This window comes from Polaromonas sp. P1_E11, assembly GCF_056405995.1.
This window is the reverse complement of record NZ_JBFUBA010000003.1, coordinates 154,630-173,669: the sequence shown is the minus strand read 5'-3', so window position 1 is coordinate 173,669 and position 19,040 is coordinate 154,630. Positions and strand designations below refer to the sequence as shown.

The following is a 19,040-nucleotide window of genomic DNA, read 5'->3' as shown; positions in this document are numbered from 1 at the left end:
GAATTATGGCCGACCGTATTTGTCAGGGTCCCGTGTCAAAATTGCCCACCCCATGAAACTTGCCAAGAAGCCTGTCAAATATCTCCTTGGCGTTCTGCTGATGGGCGTTGCCGTCCACAGCATGGCCTTGTCGCTGGGGCGAATGCGCGGCGCCACTCTTGTCGGACGCCCTCTTGATGTCACTCTGTCGGCGCACCTGGACGGCACGGAAGGGCTGTCTGCAGTCTGTGTGGCGGCCGATGTGTTTTTTGGCGACAGCCAGGTCGCCCAGGACAAGGTACGCATTGTCACGTCGCAAGGCGCTTCCAGTGAGGCGCTGATCCGCATCCGCACAAGCTCCGGCGTCGATGAGCCGGTGGTGACACTCTATGTGCGTGAAGGATGTCTGCAGAAAAACACGCGCAAGTACGTGCTGCTGGCGGAAGTGGCCGGAGAAAACACCAGCCCGACTCCCGTTGTCGGCGGAGAAGTCGTGGCGACTGCGCCTCTGGTGGCGCAGATGCCTGGTGTTGCTGGTGCCAGCGGCAACGCCACAAAGGCAAAGGCAGGCTCCGCGCCTTCCAGCCCGGGAAAATCCCCAAGAGCGAGATCCGGAAAAGTCCCGCCCGCCGGAGGCGGTGAATTGCTATCGGCCGCTTCAGTTGGGTCGCTGCAGGCAGCGCCTGCTGTCCGCGGGTCTGGGAAGTCCGCATCCGAGCCGGCGGGCAAGCCCCGTTCTCGCCTGAAACTTGACCCCATTGACCTGGCGGCCGAGCGCGACCCTGTGCTTAGGTCTTCGCCGGAGCTGCTGACGGAACCCTCAACGGACGTTCAGCAGCGCGCAGCCGCCGCCGCGCTGTGGCAGGCGCTGAATGCCCAGCCGCAAGACATGGTGCGCGACAGCCAGCGCCTGAAATCCCTGGAAGCCGATGTTGCCGGCATGCTCGCGCAAAGCCAGAAAACCGAAAAAGCCGTGATGGAAATGCGCGGCCAGCTTGAGCAGGCGCGGGGCGAACGTTACAACAACTGGCTGGTATATCTCCTATATGTGTTCCTGGCCGCCTCTCTTCTGGTGATCCTGGCACTATGGATGCGCAGCCGGCAGCACAGCCGGCGGGTCAGCCGTGGATCCTGGTGGGGAAAAGGGTTTGCCGAAGACAGCACGCCTTACATGACCGAGGGCGCAGGCGCCAGTGGAAAGGCCTTTTTACGCAAGGCCCAGACCGAAGAGTCGGTGAGTGCCGGGCCTGTGCTCGATTCGCTGGTTGATTTCGATCCCAGCGAGCCAATTTCCGAGGTGCCCAGGAGCGCCTCAAGTCCTGTAGTGCGTCCCAGATCGGTCGAATCGAAATTTCCTGCCGAATTCCTGCCCAGTCTGAGCGGGATCAGCAGCATGCCCCGGATTGTCAACGCCGAAGAGCTGTTTGACGTGCAGCAACAGGCTGATTTCTTCCTGTCGCTCGGCCGTCCCGACAAGGCTGTTGATGTCCTGCGCCATCACATCATGGACAACGTGGAAACCAGCGCGCTGGTCTATCTCGACCTGTTTGACCTTTATCACAGCCTGGGACGCCGGGAGGATTACGACGCGCTGCGCACAGACTTCAACAAGATGTTCAATGCCAAGGTGCCGGCATTCGATGAATACGCGGCGGATACGCATGATCTGGAGTTCTACACGGCGGCTCTCTCGCGCATTGAAGCACTCTGGCCAACCTCCAGGGTACTCGACGTGCTTGAAGAGTCCATATTCCGAAAACCGGATTCGCGGGGTGAGGTTTTCAGCCTTGCCGCTTACCGCGAACTGCTGCTGCTTCACTCCATCGCCAAAAGGATCATTACCCGACCGGCCGGTGATGTCGAGGCGCCGGTCAAGGCATCGGCAGCCCCTTCGGTGCCGACCATGCCGGACAGTCTGCCTGGTGCCGCAGGTTTTGGGCCCACCAGTATCCAGCCGCTGTCTGCCCGTTTTCAGATCGTGGCGCCCTTGCCGCCGCTTGCTGTGGCAAGTGCACCTGACCCGACGCAGCCTCCTGCTTCACCCCGGGTTGGTGTTGATATCGATTTGAGCGAGGGTGAGGATGCAGGGCTTGCACCGTTTCCATTGATCGAAGCAGGCGCGCAATTGCCGAAAGCCGCCGATAACAATCTCATCGAATTCGATCTCGACTTTCCGGCCTCTTCAGCACCGTCGCAGAAAACTTAAGCGGAAGTCGCGGGTTAGCTTGCCTGATCCAGCGGTTTTTGAACGCCGGACAAGATTGGTTGCACCAGGTCAGCGCCGTACTTGCAGGGCACCCGGGTTGACGATGTTGGTGGGCGTGCCCTTGATGAAGTTGACAACATTGTCGAACGCCGCGCCAAAGTACAGCTCGTAGCTGTCCTGCTCAACATAGCCTATGTGCGGCGTGCAAATGCAATTTTCGAGGCGGAGCAATGCATGGCCTTGCAGGATGGGCTCCGACTCAAAAACATCGATGGCCGCCAGACCGGGTCGTCCGCGATTGAGGGAGGCGATCAACGCTTCGGGTTCGATCAGCTCCGCCCTTGACGTATTCACCAGCAGGGACGTGGTTTTCATGCGCGACAGGTCTTCCAGCGTCACGATACCGCGTGTCTCCGTGTTGAGTCGCAGGTGAAGGCTCAGTACATCGCTTTGCTCAAAGAATTCGGCTTTGCTGGCTGCGACTTCAAAGCCATCGGCCTGTGCCCGCTCCAGCGACGCGTCGCGGCCCCAAATGACGACACGCATGCCGAAGGCCCTGCCGTAGCCGGCCACAATTTGCCCGATCTTCCCGTAGCTCCACACCCCCAATGTCTTGCCCTTGAGGATGGAGCCGATGCCGAAATTGGGTGGCATCGAGGCTGACTTGAGCCCCGCCTGTTGCCAGGCGCCATGCTTCAAATGGGCTACATAGTGTGGAATGCGGCGCATGGCGGTCATCACCAGGGCCCAGGTCAGCTCGGCGGGTGCCGTTGGAGACCCAATGCCTTCGGCAACCGCGATGCCGCGCTCTGTGCATGCCGCGATATCTACATGGCTTCCGACACGGCCTGTCTGGGCAATCAGCTTGAGTTTGGGCAGCTTTTCAATAACTTGCCTGTTGAGCTGGGTTCTCTCCCGGATCAGGACGATGACATCGGCATCCTTGAGGCGGACGGACAGCTGGCCGATGCCTTTAACGGTATTGGTATAGACCTTGGCGGGGTAGGCTTCAAGCTTGGCCGCGCAGGTCAGCTTCCGCACCGCGTCCTGGTAGTCGTCGAGGATCACAATATTCATGCCGATATTGTGCCTGCAAGATTTTTCTTCCTTTCCGCCGGGGTCACTTCCGACTTGGGATTTTGTATCTCAAGGAAACGCGCCAGATGGCGCCGCAAAACGCCCAGGGCTGAACTTTTGGCAGGTGTTTTCCGTACCGGTTATCGCAAAGGGGCTTCCCGCTGGCTCATGCGCTCAAGTTCTGCACAGACGTCGGCCATGCGGCCGGATATCACCATGCGGCCGGCACACGCAGGGCTGACGTTGGAATCAAACTCACGAACAACTCGCAGCCGGCTGGGGCGGGACTCCTTGACAGAGCGTTGGACGGCAAGAGCGCCAGTTGCGCGCGCAGTCGGGGCGCGCGTTGCCGCGAAATCGCCGGAAGCAAAGGGTAGCGCAAGCTGGTGAGATCTGAGCTGTGCGCCGGCTGGCGCGGAAAACCGGCTTGCCCCAGCCATGCCCTGCGCCGGCAAAAACAATGACACCAATGCCTGCACGGGTGCAAGCAACACCGACAGCATTGGTGAGTGTGAAAAACTGGTGATTCCCATGATGAACTCCTGTATGAGAGAGGTTTACACAGGCAGGATTGCAGACTGGCAAATTGCCAGGAAGGCCTCGGCACCAGGGTGTTGGCCATCACAACGGCCAAACGCCCGCCACCTGGTGCGCGGCCAGGTGAGCTGCCTACATCAGCATCGTGTTGCGAATGAGACCGACGGCCAGGCCTTCCAGCTCGAAAGGCTCACCGGGCTCGACCACAATGGTTTTAAAGTCCGGGTTTTCGGGCAGGAGTTCGATCAGGTGCTTGTTGCGGCGAAAGCGCTTGACGGTCACTTCATCACCCAGCCGGGCCACGACAATCTGACCATTCTTGGCTTCCTTGGATTGCTTGACGGCCAGCAGGTCGCCATCCATGATGCCTGCGTCCCGCATGCTCATGCCGCGGACCTTGAGCAGGTAGTCGGGCTGGCGCTGAAACAGGCTGCTTTCAAAATAATAGGTTTGCTCGACATGTTCCTGCGCGAGAATCGGGCTGCCAGCAGCAACCCGCCCCACCAGAGGTAGGGCGAGTTGGGCCAGGCTTTGCAACGGCAGGGAAAACTGTTTGATTCTGGATTCGTTCAGGCTGCGAAGGGCGTCGTTGCGCAAACGTATGCCGCGTGAGGTCCCGCTGACCAGCTCGATGACGCCTTTGCGGGCCAGCGCCTGCAAGTGCTCCTCGGCGGCATTGGCAGAGCGAAAGCCAAGCTCGGCGGCGATTTCAGCACGGGTAGGCGGGGCGCCTGTACGCGCGATGGCGCTCTGGATCAGTTCCAGAATTTGCTGCTGGCGCGCAGTGAGCTTGGGAGCCTCAGGGGGAAAATGCGAAAAGTTATCGAGTGTGCTCATCACTGTTGCTCCTTGAATCACAACTTAAACCCGCTTGCGTATTGCCTGCTGGCTTTGGGTACGCAACGTTGCCGTAGCTGTTTTAATATCCAGTAACTGTATTTTCATCCAGTTTTTAAAAGATTGCAAGTTTACGTTTTATGCATCCTCAAAATATTGTGATTCTGGGCACCGGCGGCACGATTGCCGGGCAGGCTGCGAGTGCGTCGGACAACATCGGCTATACCGCTGCCCAGGTGGGCGTTGAGCAACTTGTGGCGGCGGTCCCGCCTTTGGCCAGGTTCGGCCCCTTGATGACCGAGCAGGTCGCGCAGGTCGACAGCAAGGACATGAGCTTCGAGGTATGGGTGCGGCTGGCCAGTCGGGTCAATCACTTTCTGGCCCAGCCGGACGTGCAGGGCATTGTCATCACGCACGGCACGGACACGCTGGAAGAAACGGCGTATTTCCTTCATGCGGTGTGCCGCCCCGATAAACCTGTGGTGCTGACCTGTGCCATGCGGCCGGCGACTGCGCTGGTGCCTGACGGCCCCCAGAACATGCTGGATGCCATGGCGGTGGTGCGTCATGCTGGGGCAATGGGTGTTGTCGCGGTGTGTGCCGGAACCATCCACGGCGCGCTGGACGTGCAGAAAGTGCATACCTACAAGGTTGACGCCTTTGACTCCGGTGATGCGGGGCCGATTGGCTATGTAGAGGAAGGATCCCTCAGGTTAGTGAGAAATTGGCCAGAAACCTATGTGGAACGGGCGCAAGCGGCTATCAAAATAATAGCGAATTCCATGATTCCGCTCCAATGGCCGCGCGTTGAGATTGTCATGAACCATGCCGGCGCCAGTGGTGCGATCGTGGACGCGTTGCTGGCACAGGGTGTCCAGGGGCTGGTGGTTGCTGCCACGGGTAATGGCACCTTGCACCACGCGCTGGAGGCGGCCTTGCTTCGCGCGCGGTCTGCGGGGGTGCGGGTCGTCCGTGCGACAAGGTGCCTCAATGGCCGGGTCTTGCCCACACCAGGGGATCTGTTTTCTGATTCACAGGGGCTGAGCCCTGTGAAGGCGAGGATAGCGATGATGCTCGAGTTGCTGGCGGAGAGTTGAAGCCGGGCTTGCAATTGCAGTCCACCGGGTCCGGAAGCCGGAATAAAAAAAAGCCGTCGGGCTGACGGCTTTTTGGGGCAAGTGGACTCGCGTTAGGCCCGGTTCAACCCGCCAGCGCCTTAAATGCTCGGGCGGTGATCTCGTCAACACCGCCCATGCCGCTGATGGCACGGTATTTCGGGGCCAGTTCAGGCTCTGACTTTGCCCAGCTGGAGTAGTACTCAACCAGCGGACGGGTCTGGGCGCTGTAAACCTCCAGGCGCTTGCGGACAGTTTCTTCCTTGTCGTCATCACGCTGGATCAGCGGCTCGCCGGTCACATCGTCTTTGCCTTCGACCTTGGGCGGATTGAACTTGACGTGGTAGGTGCGGCCGGAGGCGGGGTGCGAACGGCGTCCGCTCATGCGCTCGATGATGGCGTCGAAGGGTACGTCGATTTCAAGAACGTAATCCAGCTTGACGCCGGCAGACTTCATGGCGTCGGCCTGCGGAATGGTGCGCGGAAAGCCGTCAAACAGAAAGCCTTTAGCGCAGTCGGGCTGGGCGATGCGCTCTTTGACTAAATTGATGATCAGGTCGTCGCTGACCAAGGCACCCGAATCCATGATTTTCTTGGCTTCAATACCCAGCTGCGTGCCGGCTTTGACGGCCGCACGAAGCATGTCGCCGGTGGAAATTTGGGGGATACCGTACTTCTGGCAAATGAAGGTCGCTTGCGTCCCTTTGCCCGCGCCAGGCGCGCCCAACAAAATCAGTCTCATGGATGTCCTCGGATTTTATGAATTCTTGAAGTCAGCCCGAACCGCCGGCCGGTTTCCGCAGGGCTGCTTGACAGGTATGGAGGGCTGCCGGCACGTCCTGCAGGCCTCACACTTGTGTTTTTCCCAAGGATAGCATGCACCCCTGACAGCAACTTACGAGCCGGCGTTATGCCGGGGAGGGCAGGTCAGGAAAACAGCTTGCGGGCGAGGTCCAGGTCTTCCGGGGTGTCAACGCCCGGCCCGGGCGCGTCGCCGGTGATGTGCACGGCGATGCGATGGCCGTGCCACAGCGCCCGGAGTTGCTCAAGGCACTCCAGTTGCTCGAGTGGCGACTGGGGAAGGCGCGGGAACTCCCGCAGAAATCCCACCCGGTAGCCGTAAATGCCTACGTGCCGGAGTGGCCGGGGCAGGCTGCTGCCGGCCTCCCACCACGCCTTGCCGGTAAAGTCGCGCGCGGCCGGAATGGGTGAGCGGCTGAAGTAAAGGGCCGTATGGCGCGCGTCAAGCACCACCTTGACCACGTTGGGGTTGTTCAGGTCGGCCAGCTGCTGGATGGCATGCGCCGCTGTGCTCATGGCGCAGTCCGGGCGCTCGATGAGCAGGCGCGCGACCGCGTCGATCAAGGCCGGGTCAATCAGCGGCTCGTCACCTTGCACATTCACCACAATGTCGTCGTCCGCGAGTCCCAGCACGCTGCAGGCTTCCGCAAGCCGGTCGCTCCCGCTGGGGTGGTCTCCTCGTGTCAGCACGGCGACGATGCCGAAAGACGCGCATTTTTCGATGATTTCGTTGCTGTCGGTTGCGACGACGGTGCGCAGGGCAGTGCTCTGCATCGCGCGCTGCGCCACACGCACGACCATGGGTGCGCCGCCGATGTCGGCCAGCGGCTTGTTGGGCAGGCGTGTAGAGGCCAGTCTGGCCGGAATGAGGACGGTGAAGCTCATGCTTTCGGGGTCTTGCCTGTGTTTTTCAAGGACCCGTTCACAGGCCGAGCTCTTCGTCGGTCAAGGTCCGCGCTTCGCTTTCCAGCAGCACGGGAAGCCCGTCGCGTACCGGGTAGGCGAGGCGGGCGCTGCGGGAAACAAGTTCCTGTTTTTCCCGGTCGTAGTCGAGCGGGCCTTTGGTCACAGGGCAGACCAGCAGTTCAAGCAGTTTGGTGTCCATGGCCTGATGGTAAGGGAGAAATCAGCGGGGCCAGCCGGGCATCGAGTGCGGCAAAGAACGCCGGTTCGGGCGTAAACACCAAAGGCACGGCCAGAACCTCCTTTTGTGACGTGCCCTGCAGGGCAAAAAGCTTGACGGCGTCTTTTTCAGTGCATAGCACCACACGCCCTTTGAGTGCCTCCGCTTCCAGGTCTTGATCGGTGAAGTCATGGTGGTCGGGCAGGGCCGTTGCGGCCTGCAGCGTCAGGCCGGTTTCCCTCAGCATTCCGAAAAATGCTTCAGGATTGGCTATGCCCGCAAGTGCCGCCAGAGGCCGGCCCCGCAGGCTCGCCAGCGAGATCGGTTCGCCCCGGGCGGAATAAGCTTCGTTGCCCAGTTTCCGGTTGGAAACAAACCCTTCAAATGCCGGTTTTTGCCCGGTGTGCAGCACAAAATTCAAGCCAACCCGTTCGCGTGCGGGCCAGGGCTCACGCAACGGGCCTGCCGGTAGCAGCCAGCCGTTCCCCACACCTCGGTCGTCGAACACGGCAATCTCGATATCGCGCTGCAGGCCGTAGTGTTGCAGACCGTCGTCACACACGACTACAGCCGTGCCCGGATATGCCGCAAGCAATGCGCGCACGGCGTCTGCACGCTTGCCGGCAACAAAAACAGGCGCACCCGTTGCGCGCTTGATAAGGGCCGGCTCGTCGCCTGTGAGATGAGGGGATGCGCCGGGGACCACCTCCAGGCAGGCGGTGCCGTGCCGTCCATAACCCCGCGACACCACCCCTACCCGTATCTGTTGCGCCTGCAGATGTTTCACCAGGGCAATCACCAGCGGTGTTTTTCCGGCGCCGCCGGCAATGACGTTTCCGACCACGATCACCGGAACGCCAAAATGTTCGGACCGGAGAATGTGACGGCGGTACAGCACCCACCGCAGCCGCACGACCAGACCATAGGCCTGGGCCAGCGGCCAGAGCAGGCATGCCAGCCAACCCCGTTTGTGCCAGGCATTCTGCAAAATCTGTTTCACGTGATGACTGCCATTTCGCCGCGAAGGCTGCATGGAATGGGCAACCGGCCCTGGCCTATCTGGCCCCGGCCGTTGCGGCGCTTTGCGTTGCAAATGTGATTTGCGTCAGCCCCTGGCGGCGTGCGGCCTCCATGACGGTGATAACGGCTTGATGCGTGGCGTTTGCATCGGCGCTGATGATGATGACGCTTTCCTTGCCGGCTTTCGCTGCTTCGGCCAGCGCGGCTCCTAGCACTTCGATGCCACGGCCTTCCACCAGAGTCTTGTTGACCATGTAGCGACCGTCGCTGCTCACGGCGACGATGACTTCCTTGGGATAGTCGCGCTGCTGTTCGGCGTTGGCGATCGGCAGCTTGACCTGAAGTTCGGTGAACTTGCTGTAGGTGGTGGACAGCATCAGGAAGATCAGCACCACGAGCAGCACATCGATGAAGGGGATCAGGTTGATCTCCGGCTCGTCATGAGGGTGGGGACGGAAGTTCATTTTCTGAGGGTATTGAGGTGGCGTACAAAACGCTCGGCCGCCAGCTCCATCGTCAGCAGATATCCGTCCACGCGCGCCCGAAAATAGCGCCAGAAAATCAGCGAGGGAATGGCTACCATCAGGCCGAAAGCCGTGTTGTAGAGCGCAATCGAAATGCCTTGTGCCAACTGGGCAGGGTTGCCGCCGGCGGCATTGCTCACACCTCCACCACCTGCCTGGGAGCCGAAAATCTCGATCATGCCGATGACTGTGCCCAACAGGCCGAGCAGGGGGGCGGCAGAGGCGATGGTGGCCAGGGCGGCCAGGTATCGCTCCAGCTTGTGGGCCGCCTTGCGTCCCGCGCCTTCCAGCGTGGAACGCAGGTCATCCTCGCTGATCCGTGGATTGGTGTTCAGGGCGCGAAAACCGCTGGCAAGCACTTCGCCGAGCAGCGAGTTTTGTTCAAGCTGCGCCACAACATCGGGTGAGGGGACGGAGGCGCGGGAGACGGTGATGGCTTCGTCAAGCAACTTGGCGGGGGCGACTTTTCGGGTTTTAAGGCTGGTAAAACGCTCGATAACCAGAGCAAGGGCCAAGACAGAGCAGGCAACCAGGGGCCAAATCGGCCAACCTGCGGCTTGTATGATCGAAAACAATGCACATCTCCAGGCAGTAAGTTGTGGTGGATTATGGCTTACAGAAACTGCCATCTCGTTGCAGCTGGGCCTGATCTGTTAAATGTTCGCAACGCCACCGCGTGTCGGACGTAGCCCACAGAAGCTGTGGATAACTTTGTTAGCAAGTGGTGGCGCAGCGGCCTGCAAGCCGCGTCAAATCGTGCATGTGACAGAACGATGAAATTTTGAGCAGAATTAAGTTATTCAAAATCAATGAGTTACACGAATTTATCTCGATATCCGCGTGAAACCAGAGGGTTGAGCCTTGAGGGACGGCTCTCTGTGGAGTATTACACCCGGATTACCAAGGGATTTAGGGGTGTTTGATGCATCGGCTCCTTCGGAGAAGCCGCAAGCGGGAGCGCGCGACGCGGGCATTCGGGTATGGCCTGTCGGGTCTTTGCTAAGGGCTATTTCAGACAGCCTTGAAGCCCGATTTAACCCCGTTGCGGTGCAGGGCGAGATCAGCGGGTTTTCGCGTGCGGCCAGCGGCCACTGCTATTTTTCGCTCAAAGATGAACAGGGGCAGGTTCGCTGCGCCATGTTTCGCCGCGCTGCCACGATGCTCGATTTTTCTCCGCGCGACGGCCAATTGGTGGAGTTGCGGGGACGGCTGGGCGTTTATGAGCCGCGTGGTGAGTTGCAACTGGTGGTGGAGTCCATGCGCCAGGCGGGCCAGGGCAACCTTTTTGAACAGTTCCTGCTGCTCAAGGCCAGACTTGAAGCTGAGGGCCTTTTCGACCCAGGCCGTAAAAGGCCTTTGCCTTTGCTGCCCCGCGCCATTGGTGTGGTGACTTCGCTGGGTGCCGCCGCCTTGCACGATGTCATGAGTGCTTTGCAGCGCCGTGTGCCGCATATTCCCGTGGTTATTTATCCTGCCAGCGTGCAGGGCAGCCAGGCAGCCGGCGAATTGCGCGCCGCTTTGCTCAAAGCCTATCAGCGGCGATCCCAGGACCGCGTGGATGTCTTGCTGGTGGTACGCGGTGGCGGTGCCATGGAAGACCTGTGGGCTTTTAATGATGAGCAGCTCGCCCGAACCCTGGTGGAATCGCCCATGCCAGTGATCAGCGGGGTGGGGCATGAAACCGACTTCACGATCGCCGATTTTTGCGCTGACGTGCGTGCGCCCACGCCGACCGCCGCGGCAGAACTCTGCGCGCAGCCCCGAGCTGTCTGGCTGGGTGCGCTGGACTTGGCCCTGTCGCGGCTGCAAAACGGTGTAGACCGCCAGCTGGAGTCGCACAACCAGCGCCTGGACTGGGCGGCTTCGCGAATCAGCCGGCCGTCGCATCTGGTTACCAGGCAGCATGCCCGGCTGGCCGGGCTCGGCCAGAGCCTGAGCCATGCGGCGCGTTCGTCGCTGCAGCACGAACAGCGCAAGCTACAGGCCTTGGGCAGCGACTTCCCGCGCGAGGTGGAGGGGAGCCTTCAGCGCGGCCGGCAGCGCATCGAGCGCGCGCAGTTGCGGCTTGAATTGCTGGACCCCAAACTGGTTCTGAAGCGCGGCTACGCCTGGCTTGCCGACCTTCAGGGGCAACCCATTACAAGCCGCGAAAAGACCCATGTGGGGCAACCTGTACGCGCTACCCTTGCCGACGGCGAGGTCGATTTGACAGTTTCTGCGCGCAGGCTGATTTAGTTTTTACAATGACATCGTTAAAAGCAGTTTATTCATCACCACGAGGAAAAATCATGGAACACAAACTCCCCCCGCTACCGTACCCGATCGACGCCCTGGCGCCGCATTACAGCCAGGAAGCCTTTGAATACCACCATGGCAAGCACCACAATGCTTACGTGGTGAACCTCAACAACCTGCAAAAAGGCACTGAGTTTGAAGCCATGACGCTCGAAGAGATCGTCAAGAAATCCAGTGGTGGTGTGTACAACAATGCCGCCCAGATCTGGAATCACACCTTCTTCTGGAGCTGCATGAAACCGGCCGGCGGCGGCGAGCCTGGCGGCGCGCTGGCTGCTGCCATCAACGCCAAGTTTGGCTCTTACGCTGCGTTCAAAGAGGCTTTCGTCAAGTCGGCCGTTGGCAATTTCGGTTCCGGCTGGACGTGGCTTGTCAAAAAAGCCGACGGCACGGTTGATATTGTCAACACCGGCCCGGCAGGTACCCCGCTTACCACCGCCGACAAGGCTCTGTTGACGGTGGATGTCTGGGAACATGCCTACTACATCGACTACCGCAACCTGCGTCCGAAATTTGTCGAGACCTTCCTCTCCAATCTGGTGAACTGGAGTTTTGCTGAAGCCAACTTCGCCTGAGGCGAGAAGCCGTCGCCCATAAAAAAGCCGACATGAGTCGGCTTTTTTGTTTTAAAAGCGAGAAATCAGCGCTTCGCTTCGAAGATCGGGCCACCCAGTTTGCTCCCGGCCTTGATGCCTTTCCGCACAAACCAGCCTTTGTTCATTTCCAGGACAAAACGTACGGGCTGGGCAGAGCAGTGCGGGTCTGTGGTTTGTGGTTTCATATCGGCAAGATTCACGATGGTGCCATCGTCTGCCACAAAGGCGGCGGTCAGCGGCAGCAAAGTGTTCTTCATCCAGAAGCACTGCTGGGCTGGCTGCTCGAAGATAAAAATCATGCCTTCCTGTTGCGGCATTTCCTTGCGGAACATCAGGCCGATTTGCCGCTGTTCCGGCGTGAGGGCCACCTGCGCATCAATCAGGTGCATGCCGGCCGACAGCTTGACGCGCTGTAAATTCATCTGGGGGCCGTCCTGCGCCGAAGCACCCAGGGGCACGAGCAGAGCGGCAACAGCCAGTATCTGGGTGAAGCCCTTGAACGTCACAGGAAACAAGACGGTACCGGGTTTGAAAAACATAGAGTCACCACGCATGAAGTTGATCGGCCAGCATAAACGACGCGCATAAAAAATGCCCGCACGCGGCGGGCATTTTGACCGAAGTCACCAGGAATTACTTCTTGGCTTCAGCTTTTGCTTTTTTGGCGGCAGCAGCTTCGGCTTTCTTGGCTGCAGCGGCTTCAGCTTTTGCTTTCTTGTCAGCAGCAGCTTTTTCTTTCTTTGCGGCCTTGGCAGCAGCTTTTTCTTCTTTGGTCATTTTGGCTGGCTTGGCTTCAGCTTTGACTTCTGCTTTGGCAGCAGGAGCGGCTGGCGTTGCGGCAACAGCTGGCTTGGCTGGAGTAGCCGCAGGAGCGGAAGCTTGTGCGAAAGCACCAGCAGCGAAGAGGCCAGCGATCAAAGCAGCGAGGATTTTGTTCATTTGGAATTTCCTTTGATAACGTTATTGGAAAAAATACCCCGAACTTCTCGGAGGCCCTACCGTAACGAGGCCGGTTCCAAAGCCGTTGACACGATGCCCCCAAATTCTTTTGCTCTACGGTTTTACGGCTAGAATTTAGGGGTTTTTACCTAACTGTTGCGTGGCGTGCCCCTGGACGCCTTGCGCTCACCGGAGACTTTTGTTCATGTATCAGCACATCAAGGTGCCTTCCCAAGGCCAAAAAATCACTGTCAATGCCGACAACTCGTTGAACGTACCCGACGAACCTATCATTCCGTTCATTGAAGGCGACGGCACCGGTGCAGACATTACGCCGGTTATGCTGAAGGTGGTTGATGCAGCTGTTGCCAAAGCGTACGGCGGCAAGAAAAAGATCCATTGGATGGAAGTGTTTGCCGGTGAGAAGTCCACCAAGGTCTATGGCCCGGACGTCTGGCTGCCAGAAGAAACCCTGCACGCTGTTCGTGACTACGTCGTGTCGATCAAGGGTCCGCTGACGACCCCTGTGGGCGGCGGCATCCGCAGCCTGAACGTTGCGCTGCGCCAGGAGCTGGATCTTTACGTCTGCCTGCGCCCCATCCAGTATTTCAAGGGCGTTCCTTCGCCCGTCAAAGAGCCTGAAAAGACCCACATGGTCATCTTCCGCGAAAACTCGGAAGACATCTACGCCGGCATCGAGTTCGAATCCGGCAGCGACAAGGCCAAAAAACTCATCAAGTTCCTGCAGGACGAGATGGGCGTCAAGAAAATCCGCTTCCCGAACACCTCAGGCATTGGCATCAAGCCGGTTTCCAGCGAAGGCACCGAGCGCCTGGTGCGCAAGGCCATCCAGTACGCCATCGACAACGACAAGCCCAGCGTGACCATCGTGCACAAGGGCAACATCATGAAGTTCACCGAAGGCGGTTTCCGTGACTGGGCTTATGCACTGGCCAAGAAGGAATTCGGTGCTGTGGAAATCGACGGCGGCCCATGGATGAAGTTCAAGAACCCCAAGACCGGCAAGGAAATCACCGTCAAGGACAGCATCGCCGACGCTTTCCTGCAGCAGATCCTGCTGCGTCCCGCTGAATACAGCGTGATCGCCACCCTGAACCTGAACGGCGACTACGTGTCCGACGCGCTGGCTGCCCAGGTTGGCGGCATTGGCATCGCCCCGGGCGCCAATCTGAGCGACACCGTCGCCATGTTTGAAGCCACCCACGGCACGGCGCCCAAGTACGCCGGCAAGGACTACGTGAACCCCGGTTCCGAAATCCTCTCGGCCGAAATGATGCTGCGTCACATGGGCTGGACCAAGGCTGCTGACCTGATCATCAGCTCGATGGAAAAATCCATCGACTCCAAGAAGGTCACTTATGACTTCGCGCGCCTCATGGAAGGTGCTACCCAGGTCAGCTGCTCCGGCTTTGGCCAGGTCATGATCGACCACATGTAAAGCTGGCCCAGCCGGTTTTTCCGAGAACCGCCCGGGAGCAATCCCGCGGCGGTTTTTTTCTTGGCCGCGGAAAAGGAAAAAAATCACGCTTGAATGTCGCGTTCCCGCCACCAATTTCCCTATCAGGCGCACTGGACTACATCGGTGGCTAGAATGAATTCCATGGCAACCAAGTCTCCCAAATCCCCCAACTCTCCGGTGCAGCCCCCAGCCCCGGCTATCAAGCCTGATAACGGCAATGGGGGAGAGTCGGTCGTATTGGAGCGCCGGCCGCAAAAGACCAAGCCCCCACAGATGTACCAGGTGGTCCTGCTGAACGACGACTACACCCCCATGGAGTTCGTGGTGGTGGTGATCCAGGAGTTTTTCAACAAGGACCATGAAACCGCCACACAGATCATGCTGAAGATCCATCTGGACGGCAAAGGCGTCTGCGGCGTGTTTTCCAGGGACGTGGCGGCGACCAAGGTGGATCAGGTCACCGAAGCTGCCCGGAAAAACGGCCATCCGCTGCAGTGTGTCAGTGAGCCCATTGAATAATCGTAAATCCGGCCAATATTCCCTTCATAAGTCAGTAGAGTTAACCCAAGCAAGCCGAAAGGAAGATCAATGATTGCCCAGGAACTAGAAGTCAGCTTGCACATGGCGTTTGTCGAGGCGCGTCAGCAGCGCCACGAGTTCATCACCGTTGAGCATCTCTTGCTTGCCTTGCTGGACAACCCCAGTGCAGCCGAGGTATTGCGCGCCTGCTCAGCCAATGTGGACGACTTGCGCAAGTCGTTGGCCAATTTCATCAAGGACAACACCCCGCAGGTCGCCGGCACCGACGATGTCGACACGCAGCCCACGCTGGGCTTCCAGCGCGTGATCCAGCGCGCCATCATGCACGTGCAGTCCACCGGCAACGGCAAGAAGGAAGTCACCGGCGCCAATGTGCTGGTCGCCATTTTTGGTGAAAAAGATTCGCACGCCGTGTATTACCTCCACCAGCAGGGCGTGACGCGCCTTGACGTGGTGAATTTCATCGCGCACGGCATCAAGAAGAGCGACCCGCCCGAACCAGCCAAGGCCGGCGAGAGCGCCGCAGAGAACGAAGAGGGTGGCGAGAAGAATGAAAAAGCCTCACCGCTTGAACAATTCACCGTCAACCTGAACCAGCTCGCCAAAGACGGCAAGATCGATCCGTTGATCGGCCGCCAGTATGAAGTCGAGCGCGTCATCCAGATCCTCTGCCGCCGCCGCAAGAACAACCCGCTGCTGGTCGGTGAGGCCGGTGTGGGTAAAACCGCGATTGCCGAGGGCCTGGCCTGGCGCATCACGCAAAAAGATGTGCCCGAGATCCTGGCCGAAGCCAATGTGTATTCGCTCGACATGGGCGCATTGCTGGCTGGCACCAAGTACCGCGGTGATTTTGAGCAACGCCTGAAGGGCGTGCTCAAGGCACTGAAGGACAAGCCCAACGGCATCCTCTTCATCGACGAGATCCACACCCTGATCGGTGCCGGTGCGGCCTCGGGCGGCACGCTGGACGCATCCAACCTGCTCAAGCCGGCCCTGTCCAGCGGCCAGCTCAAGTGCATAGGCGCGACCACCTTCACTGAATACCGCGGCATCTTCGAAAAAGATGCGGCCCTGTCGCGCCGCTTCCAGAAGGTCGATGTGGTCGAGCCGACCGTACAGGAAACGGTCGACATCCTCAAGGGCCTGAAGTCGCGCTTTGAAGAGCACCACAGCGTCAAGTACGCCGTGGCTGCCCTGCAGGCTGCGGCCGAGCTCAGCGCCAAGTACATCAACGACCGCCACCTGCCCGACAAGGCCATTGACGTGATCGATGAAGCCGGCGCCGCCCAGCGCATCCTGCCCGCGTCCAAACGCAAGAAGATCATCACCAAGGCCGAAGTCGAAGAGATCGTGGCCAAGATCGCCCGCATCCCGCCCGCCAACGTCTCCAACGACGACCGCGGCAAGCTGCAGACGCTCGAGCGCGATTTGAAGAGCGTGGTCTTCGGCCAGGACAAGGCCCTTGAAGTGCTGGCCTCCGCCGTCAAGATGGCGCGCTCCGGCCTGGGCAAGGACGACAAGCCGATCGGCTCCTTCCTGTTCTCCGGCCCCACCGGCGTCGGCAAGACGGAAGCTGCCAAGCAGCTGGCCTACATCATGGGCATTGAGCTCATCCGCTTCGACATGTCCGAGTACATGGAGCGCCATGCCGTGAGCCGCCTGATTGGCGCGCCTCCGGGTTACGTCGGTTTTGACCAGGGTGGCCTGCTGACCGAAGCCATCACGAAGAAGCCGCACGCTGTGCTGCTGCTCGACGAGATCGAAAAGGCCCACCCGGACATCTTCAACGTGCTGCTGCAGGTCATGGACCACGGCACGCTGACAGACAACAACGGGCGCAAGGCCGATTTCCGCAATGTCATCATCGTCATGACCACCAACGCCGGTGCCGAGACGATGAACAAGGCGACCATCGGCTTTACCAACCCGCGCGAGTCCGGCGACGAGATGGCCGACATCAAGCGCCTGTTCACGCCCGAGTTCCGCAACCGCCTCGACGCGACCGTCAGCTTCAAGGCGCTGGACGAAACCGTCATCCTGCGCGTGGTCGACAAGTTCCTGCTGCAGCTCGAAACGCAACTGGCCGAGAAGAAGGTGGAAGTCACCTTTACCGACACGTTGCGCAAGTACCTCGGCAAGAAGGGCTTTGATCCGCTGATGGGTGCGCGCCCGATGCAGCGCCTGATCCAGGACACGATCCGTCGTGCGCTGGCCGACGAGCTGCTGTTTGGCCGGCTGACCGACGGTGGCCGCCTGACGGTGGACATGAAGGTCACGACGGACGAGAAGGGCGTTGAGACCGGAGAAGTCCAGCTCGACATCCAGCCGCTGCCGAAGAAGGAAGGCAAAGCCAAGCCGGAAGCCGAAGCGGCAGAGACCAACTGACCCATTCGCTGATCGAGCCGATCCAGCGGCGCGGATAGTTTCCGCGCACCCAAAAAAGGCCGCTAGCATCACGCTATCGGCCTTTTTTTCATTTCTCCCGCGCCCCAATCCCAGAGACACCCCGCTTTGACCCTTCCCGAACTCAGCTCAGAATGGAAAACCGGCCTATCCTTGGCCTGGAGCGCCTACATTGCCGTGCTGTCGGTCTGGATCGTGATGCAAAAGCGCGCGCCGGTCTCCACCATGAGCTGGATCCTGTCGCTGGCCTTGCTGCCGTTTGCCGGCTTCGTGATTTACTACTTTCTCGGTCCCCAGCGCCTCAAAAAGCAGCGCCTCAAGCGGCTGCGCAGCCGCGCCGGCGCGCGTGGCGATGCCGATCTGGCCCAGTTGCAGGGCGTGGCCGAAAGAGCACCTCCGGCCCTGCGGCAGATGACCGCCCTGGGAACCGCCGCCTGCGGCCTGCCGGTGTCCAGTGCCACCGGCGTCCAGCTGCTTTCAGGCGGTGCGCACACCTTCGACAGCATCTTTCAGGCGATCCGCGACGCCCGCCATCATGTGCACCTCGAGTACTATATTTTTGAGCCCGACCGCATCGGCACTGCCCTGCGCGACCTGCTGGCCGAAAGGGCGGAGCGGGGCGTCAAGGTGCGGCTGCTGGTCGATGCGCTCGGCTCCAAGCGGCTTGGCAGCCGGTTTCTGGCACCCCTGGAGGCCGCCGGCGTCGACGTTGCGTTCTTTCACGACACCCGCATAGGCCGCCGCCTGCGCCCGGTGACCAATTACCGCACCCACCGCAAGATCGTCGTCTGCGACGGCCGCGTCGGCTTCACGGGCGGCGTCAACATCACCGATGAAGAAGACCGGCGCACCCGCGCCGATGCCTACCATGATGTGCACCTGCGCATTGAGGGCAGCGCGGTGCGATGGCTGCAGACCACCTTCCTCGAAGACTGGACCTACGCCACCGGCGAATCGATAGCCGACACGGACGGGACCCTTCCGCACCTGCTGCCCCTCCTGGTGCCCGACGAAGAAGCCGGCGATATTGCGGTGCAGGTGGTGACCAGCGGGCCCGACAACATGCTGGAGCCGATTCACCGCATGCACCTGGCCGCCATCAATGCCTCCACCCAACGAGCCTGGCTGACCACGCCTTACTTCGTGCCGGGAGAGCCCGCGCTGATGGCGCTAACCAGCGCCGCGCTGCGCGGCGTCGACGTGCGCCTGCTGGTGCCGCGCCGCAGCGACAGCTTTGTCGTCAGCGCCGCGGCGCGCTCCTACTTCGACGAACTGATCGCTGCCGGTGTCAAGGTCTGGGAGTACAAGGCCCGCATGCTGCACTCCAAAACACTGGTCGTCGACGACAGCTGTGCCATGGTCGGCACCGCCAATTTCGACAACCGCAGCTTTCGCCTCAACTTCGAAGTGATGGCCGTGGTCTACGGCCCTGCGCTGGCAGGGCCGCTCGCTGCGCAGTTTGAAACCGACCTGCTCAGCGCCGCGCCCGTGCGCGCACATCGCCCCCAGAACTTTTTGATGCGCCTGCTCGATGCCACGGCGCGGCTGTTTTCACCCTTGCTCTAATT

Annotated in this window: 18 protein-coding genes; 8 read left to right on the top strand and 10 right to left on the bottom strand. The window is 60.2% G+C overall.

Translation table 11 applies throughout. The features are described 5' to 3' along the window. The first annotated feature begins 52 nt into the window (after window positions 1–52). Window positions 53–2,185, top strand: a complete 2,133-nt coding sequence (locus AC1D11_RS14585; protein ID WP_477648739.1) for a type IV pilus assembly protein FimV — start codon at window positions 53–55, stop codon at window positions 2,183–2,185. A gap of 69 nt (window positions 2,186–2,254) precedes the next feature. Here the strand turns inward: AC1D11_RS14585 and AC1D11_RS14580 are convergent, their stop codons facing one another. Together AC1D11_RS14580 and lexA are read right to left on the bottom strand one after the other, a co-directional pair. Beyond that, window positions 2,255–3,262 carry a D-2-hydroxyacid dehydrogenase family protein gene (locus tag AC1D11_RS14580; RefSeq protein WP_477648740.1) on the bottom strand — a complete coding sequence of 336 codons (1,008 nt, stop codon included), beginning with the start codon at window positions 3,260–3,262 and terminating at the stop codon, window positions 2,255–2,257. Window positions 3,263–3,931: 669 nt separating this feature from the next. Then, the gene (lexA, locus tag AC1D11_RS14575; RefSeq protein ID WP_477648741.1) at window positions 3,932–4,636 is read right to left on the bottom strand and encodes a transcriptional repressor LexA; all 705 of its coding nucleotides are present in this window, start codon (window positions 4,634–4,636) and stop codon (window positions 3,932–3,934) included. Window positions 4,637–4,776: 140 nt separating this feature from the next. Between lexA and AC1D11_RS14570 the strand changes: the two genes are divergently transcribed. Further along, complete coding sequence (locus tag AC1D11_RS14570; RefSeq protein WP_477648742.1) at window positions 4,777–5,733, top strand: asparaginase; 957 nt, start codon at window positions 4,777–4,779, stop codon at window positions 5,731–5,733. A 103-nt stretch (window positions 5,734–5,836) separates the two neighbouring features. Here AC1D11_RS14570 and adk read toward each other — a convergent pair whose 3' ends face one another. The 6 genes from adk to AC1D11_RS14540 form a co-directional block, all read right to left on the bottom strand. Next, entirely contained in the window at window positions 5,837–6,493 is a 657-nt protein-coding gene (gene adk / locus AC1D11_RS14565) for an adenylate kinase (protein ID WP_477648743.1), read from the bottom strand. Between the two features lie 185 nt (window positions 6,494–6,678). Next, window positions 6,679–7,437, bottom strand: coding sequence for a 3-deoxy-manno-octulosonate cytidylyltransferase (gene kdsB, locus AC1D11_RS14560; protein WP_477651132.1), 759 nt, complete (start codon window positions 7,435–7,437; stop codon window positions 6,679–6,681). Window positions 7,438–7,474: 37 nt separating this feature from the next. Then, the gene (locus AC1D11_RS14555) at window positions 7,475–7,657 is read right to left on the bottom strand and encodes a Trm112 family protein (protein ID WP_122956562.1); all 183 of its coding nucleotides are present in this window, start codon (window positions 7,655–7,657) and stop codon (window positions 7,475–7,477) included. Beyond that, complete coding sequence (gene lpxK / locus AC1D11_RS14550) at window positions 7,638–8,708, bottom strand: tetraacyldisaccharide 4'-kinase (protein WP_477648745.1); 1,071 nt, start codon at window positions 8,706–8,708, stop codon at window positions 7,638–7,640. The genes AC1D11_RS14555 and lpxK overlap by 20 nt, the downstream gene beginning before the upstream one ends. 22 nt (window positions 8,709–8,730) lie before the next feature. Then, a complete protein-coding gene (locus AC1D11_RS14545) occupies window positions 8,731–9,159 on the bottom strand; it encodes an ExbD/TolR family protein (RefSeq protein ID WP_457280760.1) in 429 nt (142 codons plus the stop codon). Next, window positions 9,156–9,794, bottom strand: coding sequence for a MotA/TolQ/ExbB proton channel family protein (locus AC1D11_RS14540; protein WP_477648746.1), 639 nt, complete (start codon window positions 9,792–9,794; stop codon window positions 9,156–9,158). The genes AC1D11_RS14545 and AC1D11_RS14540 overlap by 4 nt, the downstream gene beginning before the upstream one ends. Window positions 9,795–10,134: 340 nt before the next feature. Here AC1D11_RS14540 and xseA point away from each other — a divergent pair, with 340 nt between their 5' ends. After that, window positions 10,135–11,454 (top strand): exodeoxyribonuclease VII large subunit, encoded by a 1,320-nt coding sequence (gene xseA, locus AC1D11_RS14535; protein ID WP_477651131.1) that lies wholly within the window; start codon window positions 10,135–10,137, stop codon window positions 11,452–11,454. Window positions 11,455–11,507: 53 nt separating this feature from the next. Beyond that, window positions 11,508–12,089, top strand: coding sequence for a Fe-Mn family superoxide dismutase (locus tag AC1D11_RS14530; RefSeq protein WP_431096247.1), 582 nt, complete (start codon window positions 11,508–11,510; stop codon window positions 12,087–12,089). Between the two features lie 65 nt (window positions 12,090–12,154). Here the strand turns inward: AC1D11_RS14530 and AC1D11_RS14525 are convergent, their stop codons facing one another. After that, window positions 12,155–12,649, bottom strand: coding sequence for a DUF192 domain-containing protein (locus tag AC1D11_RS14525; protein ID WP_477651130.1), 495 nt, complete (start codon window positions 12,647–12,649; stop codon window positions 12,155–12,157). 94 nt (window positions 12,650–12,743) lie between these two features. Further along, complete coding sequence (locus tag AC1D11_RS14520) at window positions 12,744–13,049, bottom strand: hypothetical protein (RefSeq protein ID WP_477650051.1); 306 nt, start codon at window positions 13,047–13,049, stop codon at window positions 12,744–12,746. A 199-nt stretch (window positions 13,050–13,248) separates the two neighbouring features. On the opposite strand from AC1D11_RS14520, the gene icd reads away from it, so the two are divergent. The 4 genes from icd to cls all read left to right on the top strand — a co-directional run bounded on the left by icd (window position 13,249) and on the right by cls (window position 19,038). Beyond that, window positions 13,249–14,508: an NADP-dependent isocitrate dehydrogenase gene (gene icd / locus AC1D11_RS14515; RefSeq protein WP_457280764.1), complete on the top strand. Its 1,260-nt coding sequence runs from the start codon at window positions 13,249–13,251 to the stop codon at window positions 14,506–14,508. A 162-nt stretch (window positions 14,509–14,670) separates the two neighbouring features. Next, window positions 14,671–15,048 (top strand): ATP-dependent Clp protease adapter ClpS, encoded by a 378-nt coding sequence (gene clpS, locus AC1D11_RS14510; RefSeq protein WP_477650050.1) that lies wholly within the window; start codon window positions 14,671–14,673, stop codon window positions 15,046–15,048. Window positions 15,049–15,117: 69 nt separating this feature from the next. Then, complete coding sequence (clpA, locus tag AC1D11_RS14505) at window positions 15,118–17,454, top strand: ATP-dependent Clp protease ATP-binding subunit ClpA (protein ID WP_457280766.1); 2,337 nt, start codon at window positions 15,118–15,120, stop codon at window positions 17,452–17,454. A gap of 126 nt (window positions 17,455–17,580) precedes the next feature. Further along, the gene (gene cls / locus AC1D11_RS14500) at window positions 17,581–19,038 is read left to right on the top strand and encodes a cardiolipin synthase (RefSeq protein WP_477650048.1); all 1,458 of its coding nucleotides are present in this window, start codon (window positions 17,581–17,583) and stop codon (window positions 19,036–19,038) included. Window positions 19,039–19,040 lie beyond the last annotated feature (2 nt).

Coding starts and splice junctions, on each gene's coding strand:
- AC1D11_RS14585 (WP_477648739.1), top strand. CDS start 53: ATGAAACTTGCCAAGAAGCCTGTCAAATATCTCCTTGGCGTTCTGCTG.
- AC1D11_RS14580 (WP_477648740.1), bottom strand. CDS start 3,262: ATGAATATTGTGATCCTCGACGACTACCAGGACGCGGTGCGGAAGCTG.
- lexA (WP_477648741.1), bottom strand. CDS start 4,636: ATGAGCACACTCGATAACTTTTCGCATTTTCCCCCTGAGGCTCCCAAG.
- AC1D11_RS14570 (WP_477648742.1), top strand. CDS start 4,777: ATGCATCCTCAAAATATTGTGATTCTGGGCACCGGCGGCACGATTGCC.
- adk (WP_477648743.1), bottom strand. CDS start 6,493: ATGAGACTGATTTTGTTGGGCGCGCCTGGCGCGGGCAAAGGGACGCAA.
- kdsB (WP_477651132.1), bottom strand. CDS start 7,437: ATGAGCTTCACCGTCCTCATTCCGGCCAGACTGGCCTCTACACGCCTG.
- AC1D11_RS14555 (WP_122956562.1), bottom strand. CDS start 7,657: ATGGACACCAAACTGCTTGAACTGCTGGTCTGCCCTGTGACCAAAGGC.
- lpxK (WP_477648745.1), bottom strand. CDS start 8,708: ATGCAGCCTTCGCGGCGAAATGGCAGTCATCACGTGAAACAGATTTTG.
- AC1D11_RS14545 (WP_457280760.1), bottom strand. CDS start 9,159: ATGAACTTCCGTCCCCACCCTCATGACGAGCCGGAGATCAACCTGATC.
- AC1D11_RS14530 (WP_431096247.1), top strand. CDS start 11,508: ATGGAACACAAACTCCCCCCGCTACCGTACCCGATCGACGCCCTGGCG.
- AC1D11_RS14525 (WP_477651130.1), bottom strand. CDS start 12,649: ATGTTTTTCAAACCCGGTACCGTCTTGTTTCCTGTGACGTTCAAGGGC.
- AC1D11_RS14520 (WP_477650051.1), bottom strand. CDS start 13,049: ATGAACAAAATCCTCGCTGCTTTGATCGCTGGCCTCTTCGCTGCTGGT.
- clpS (WP_477650050.1), top strand. CDS start 14,671: ATGGCAACCAAGTCTCCCAAATCCCCCAACTCTCCGGTGCAGCCCCCA.
- clpA (WP_457280766.1), top strand. CDS start 15,118: ATGATTGCCCAGGAACTAGAAGTCAGCTTGCACATGGCGTTTGTCGAG.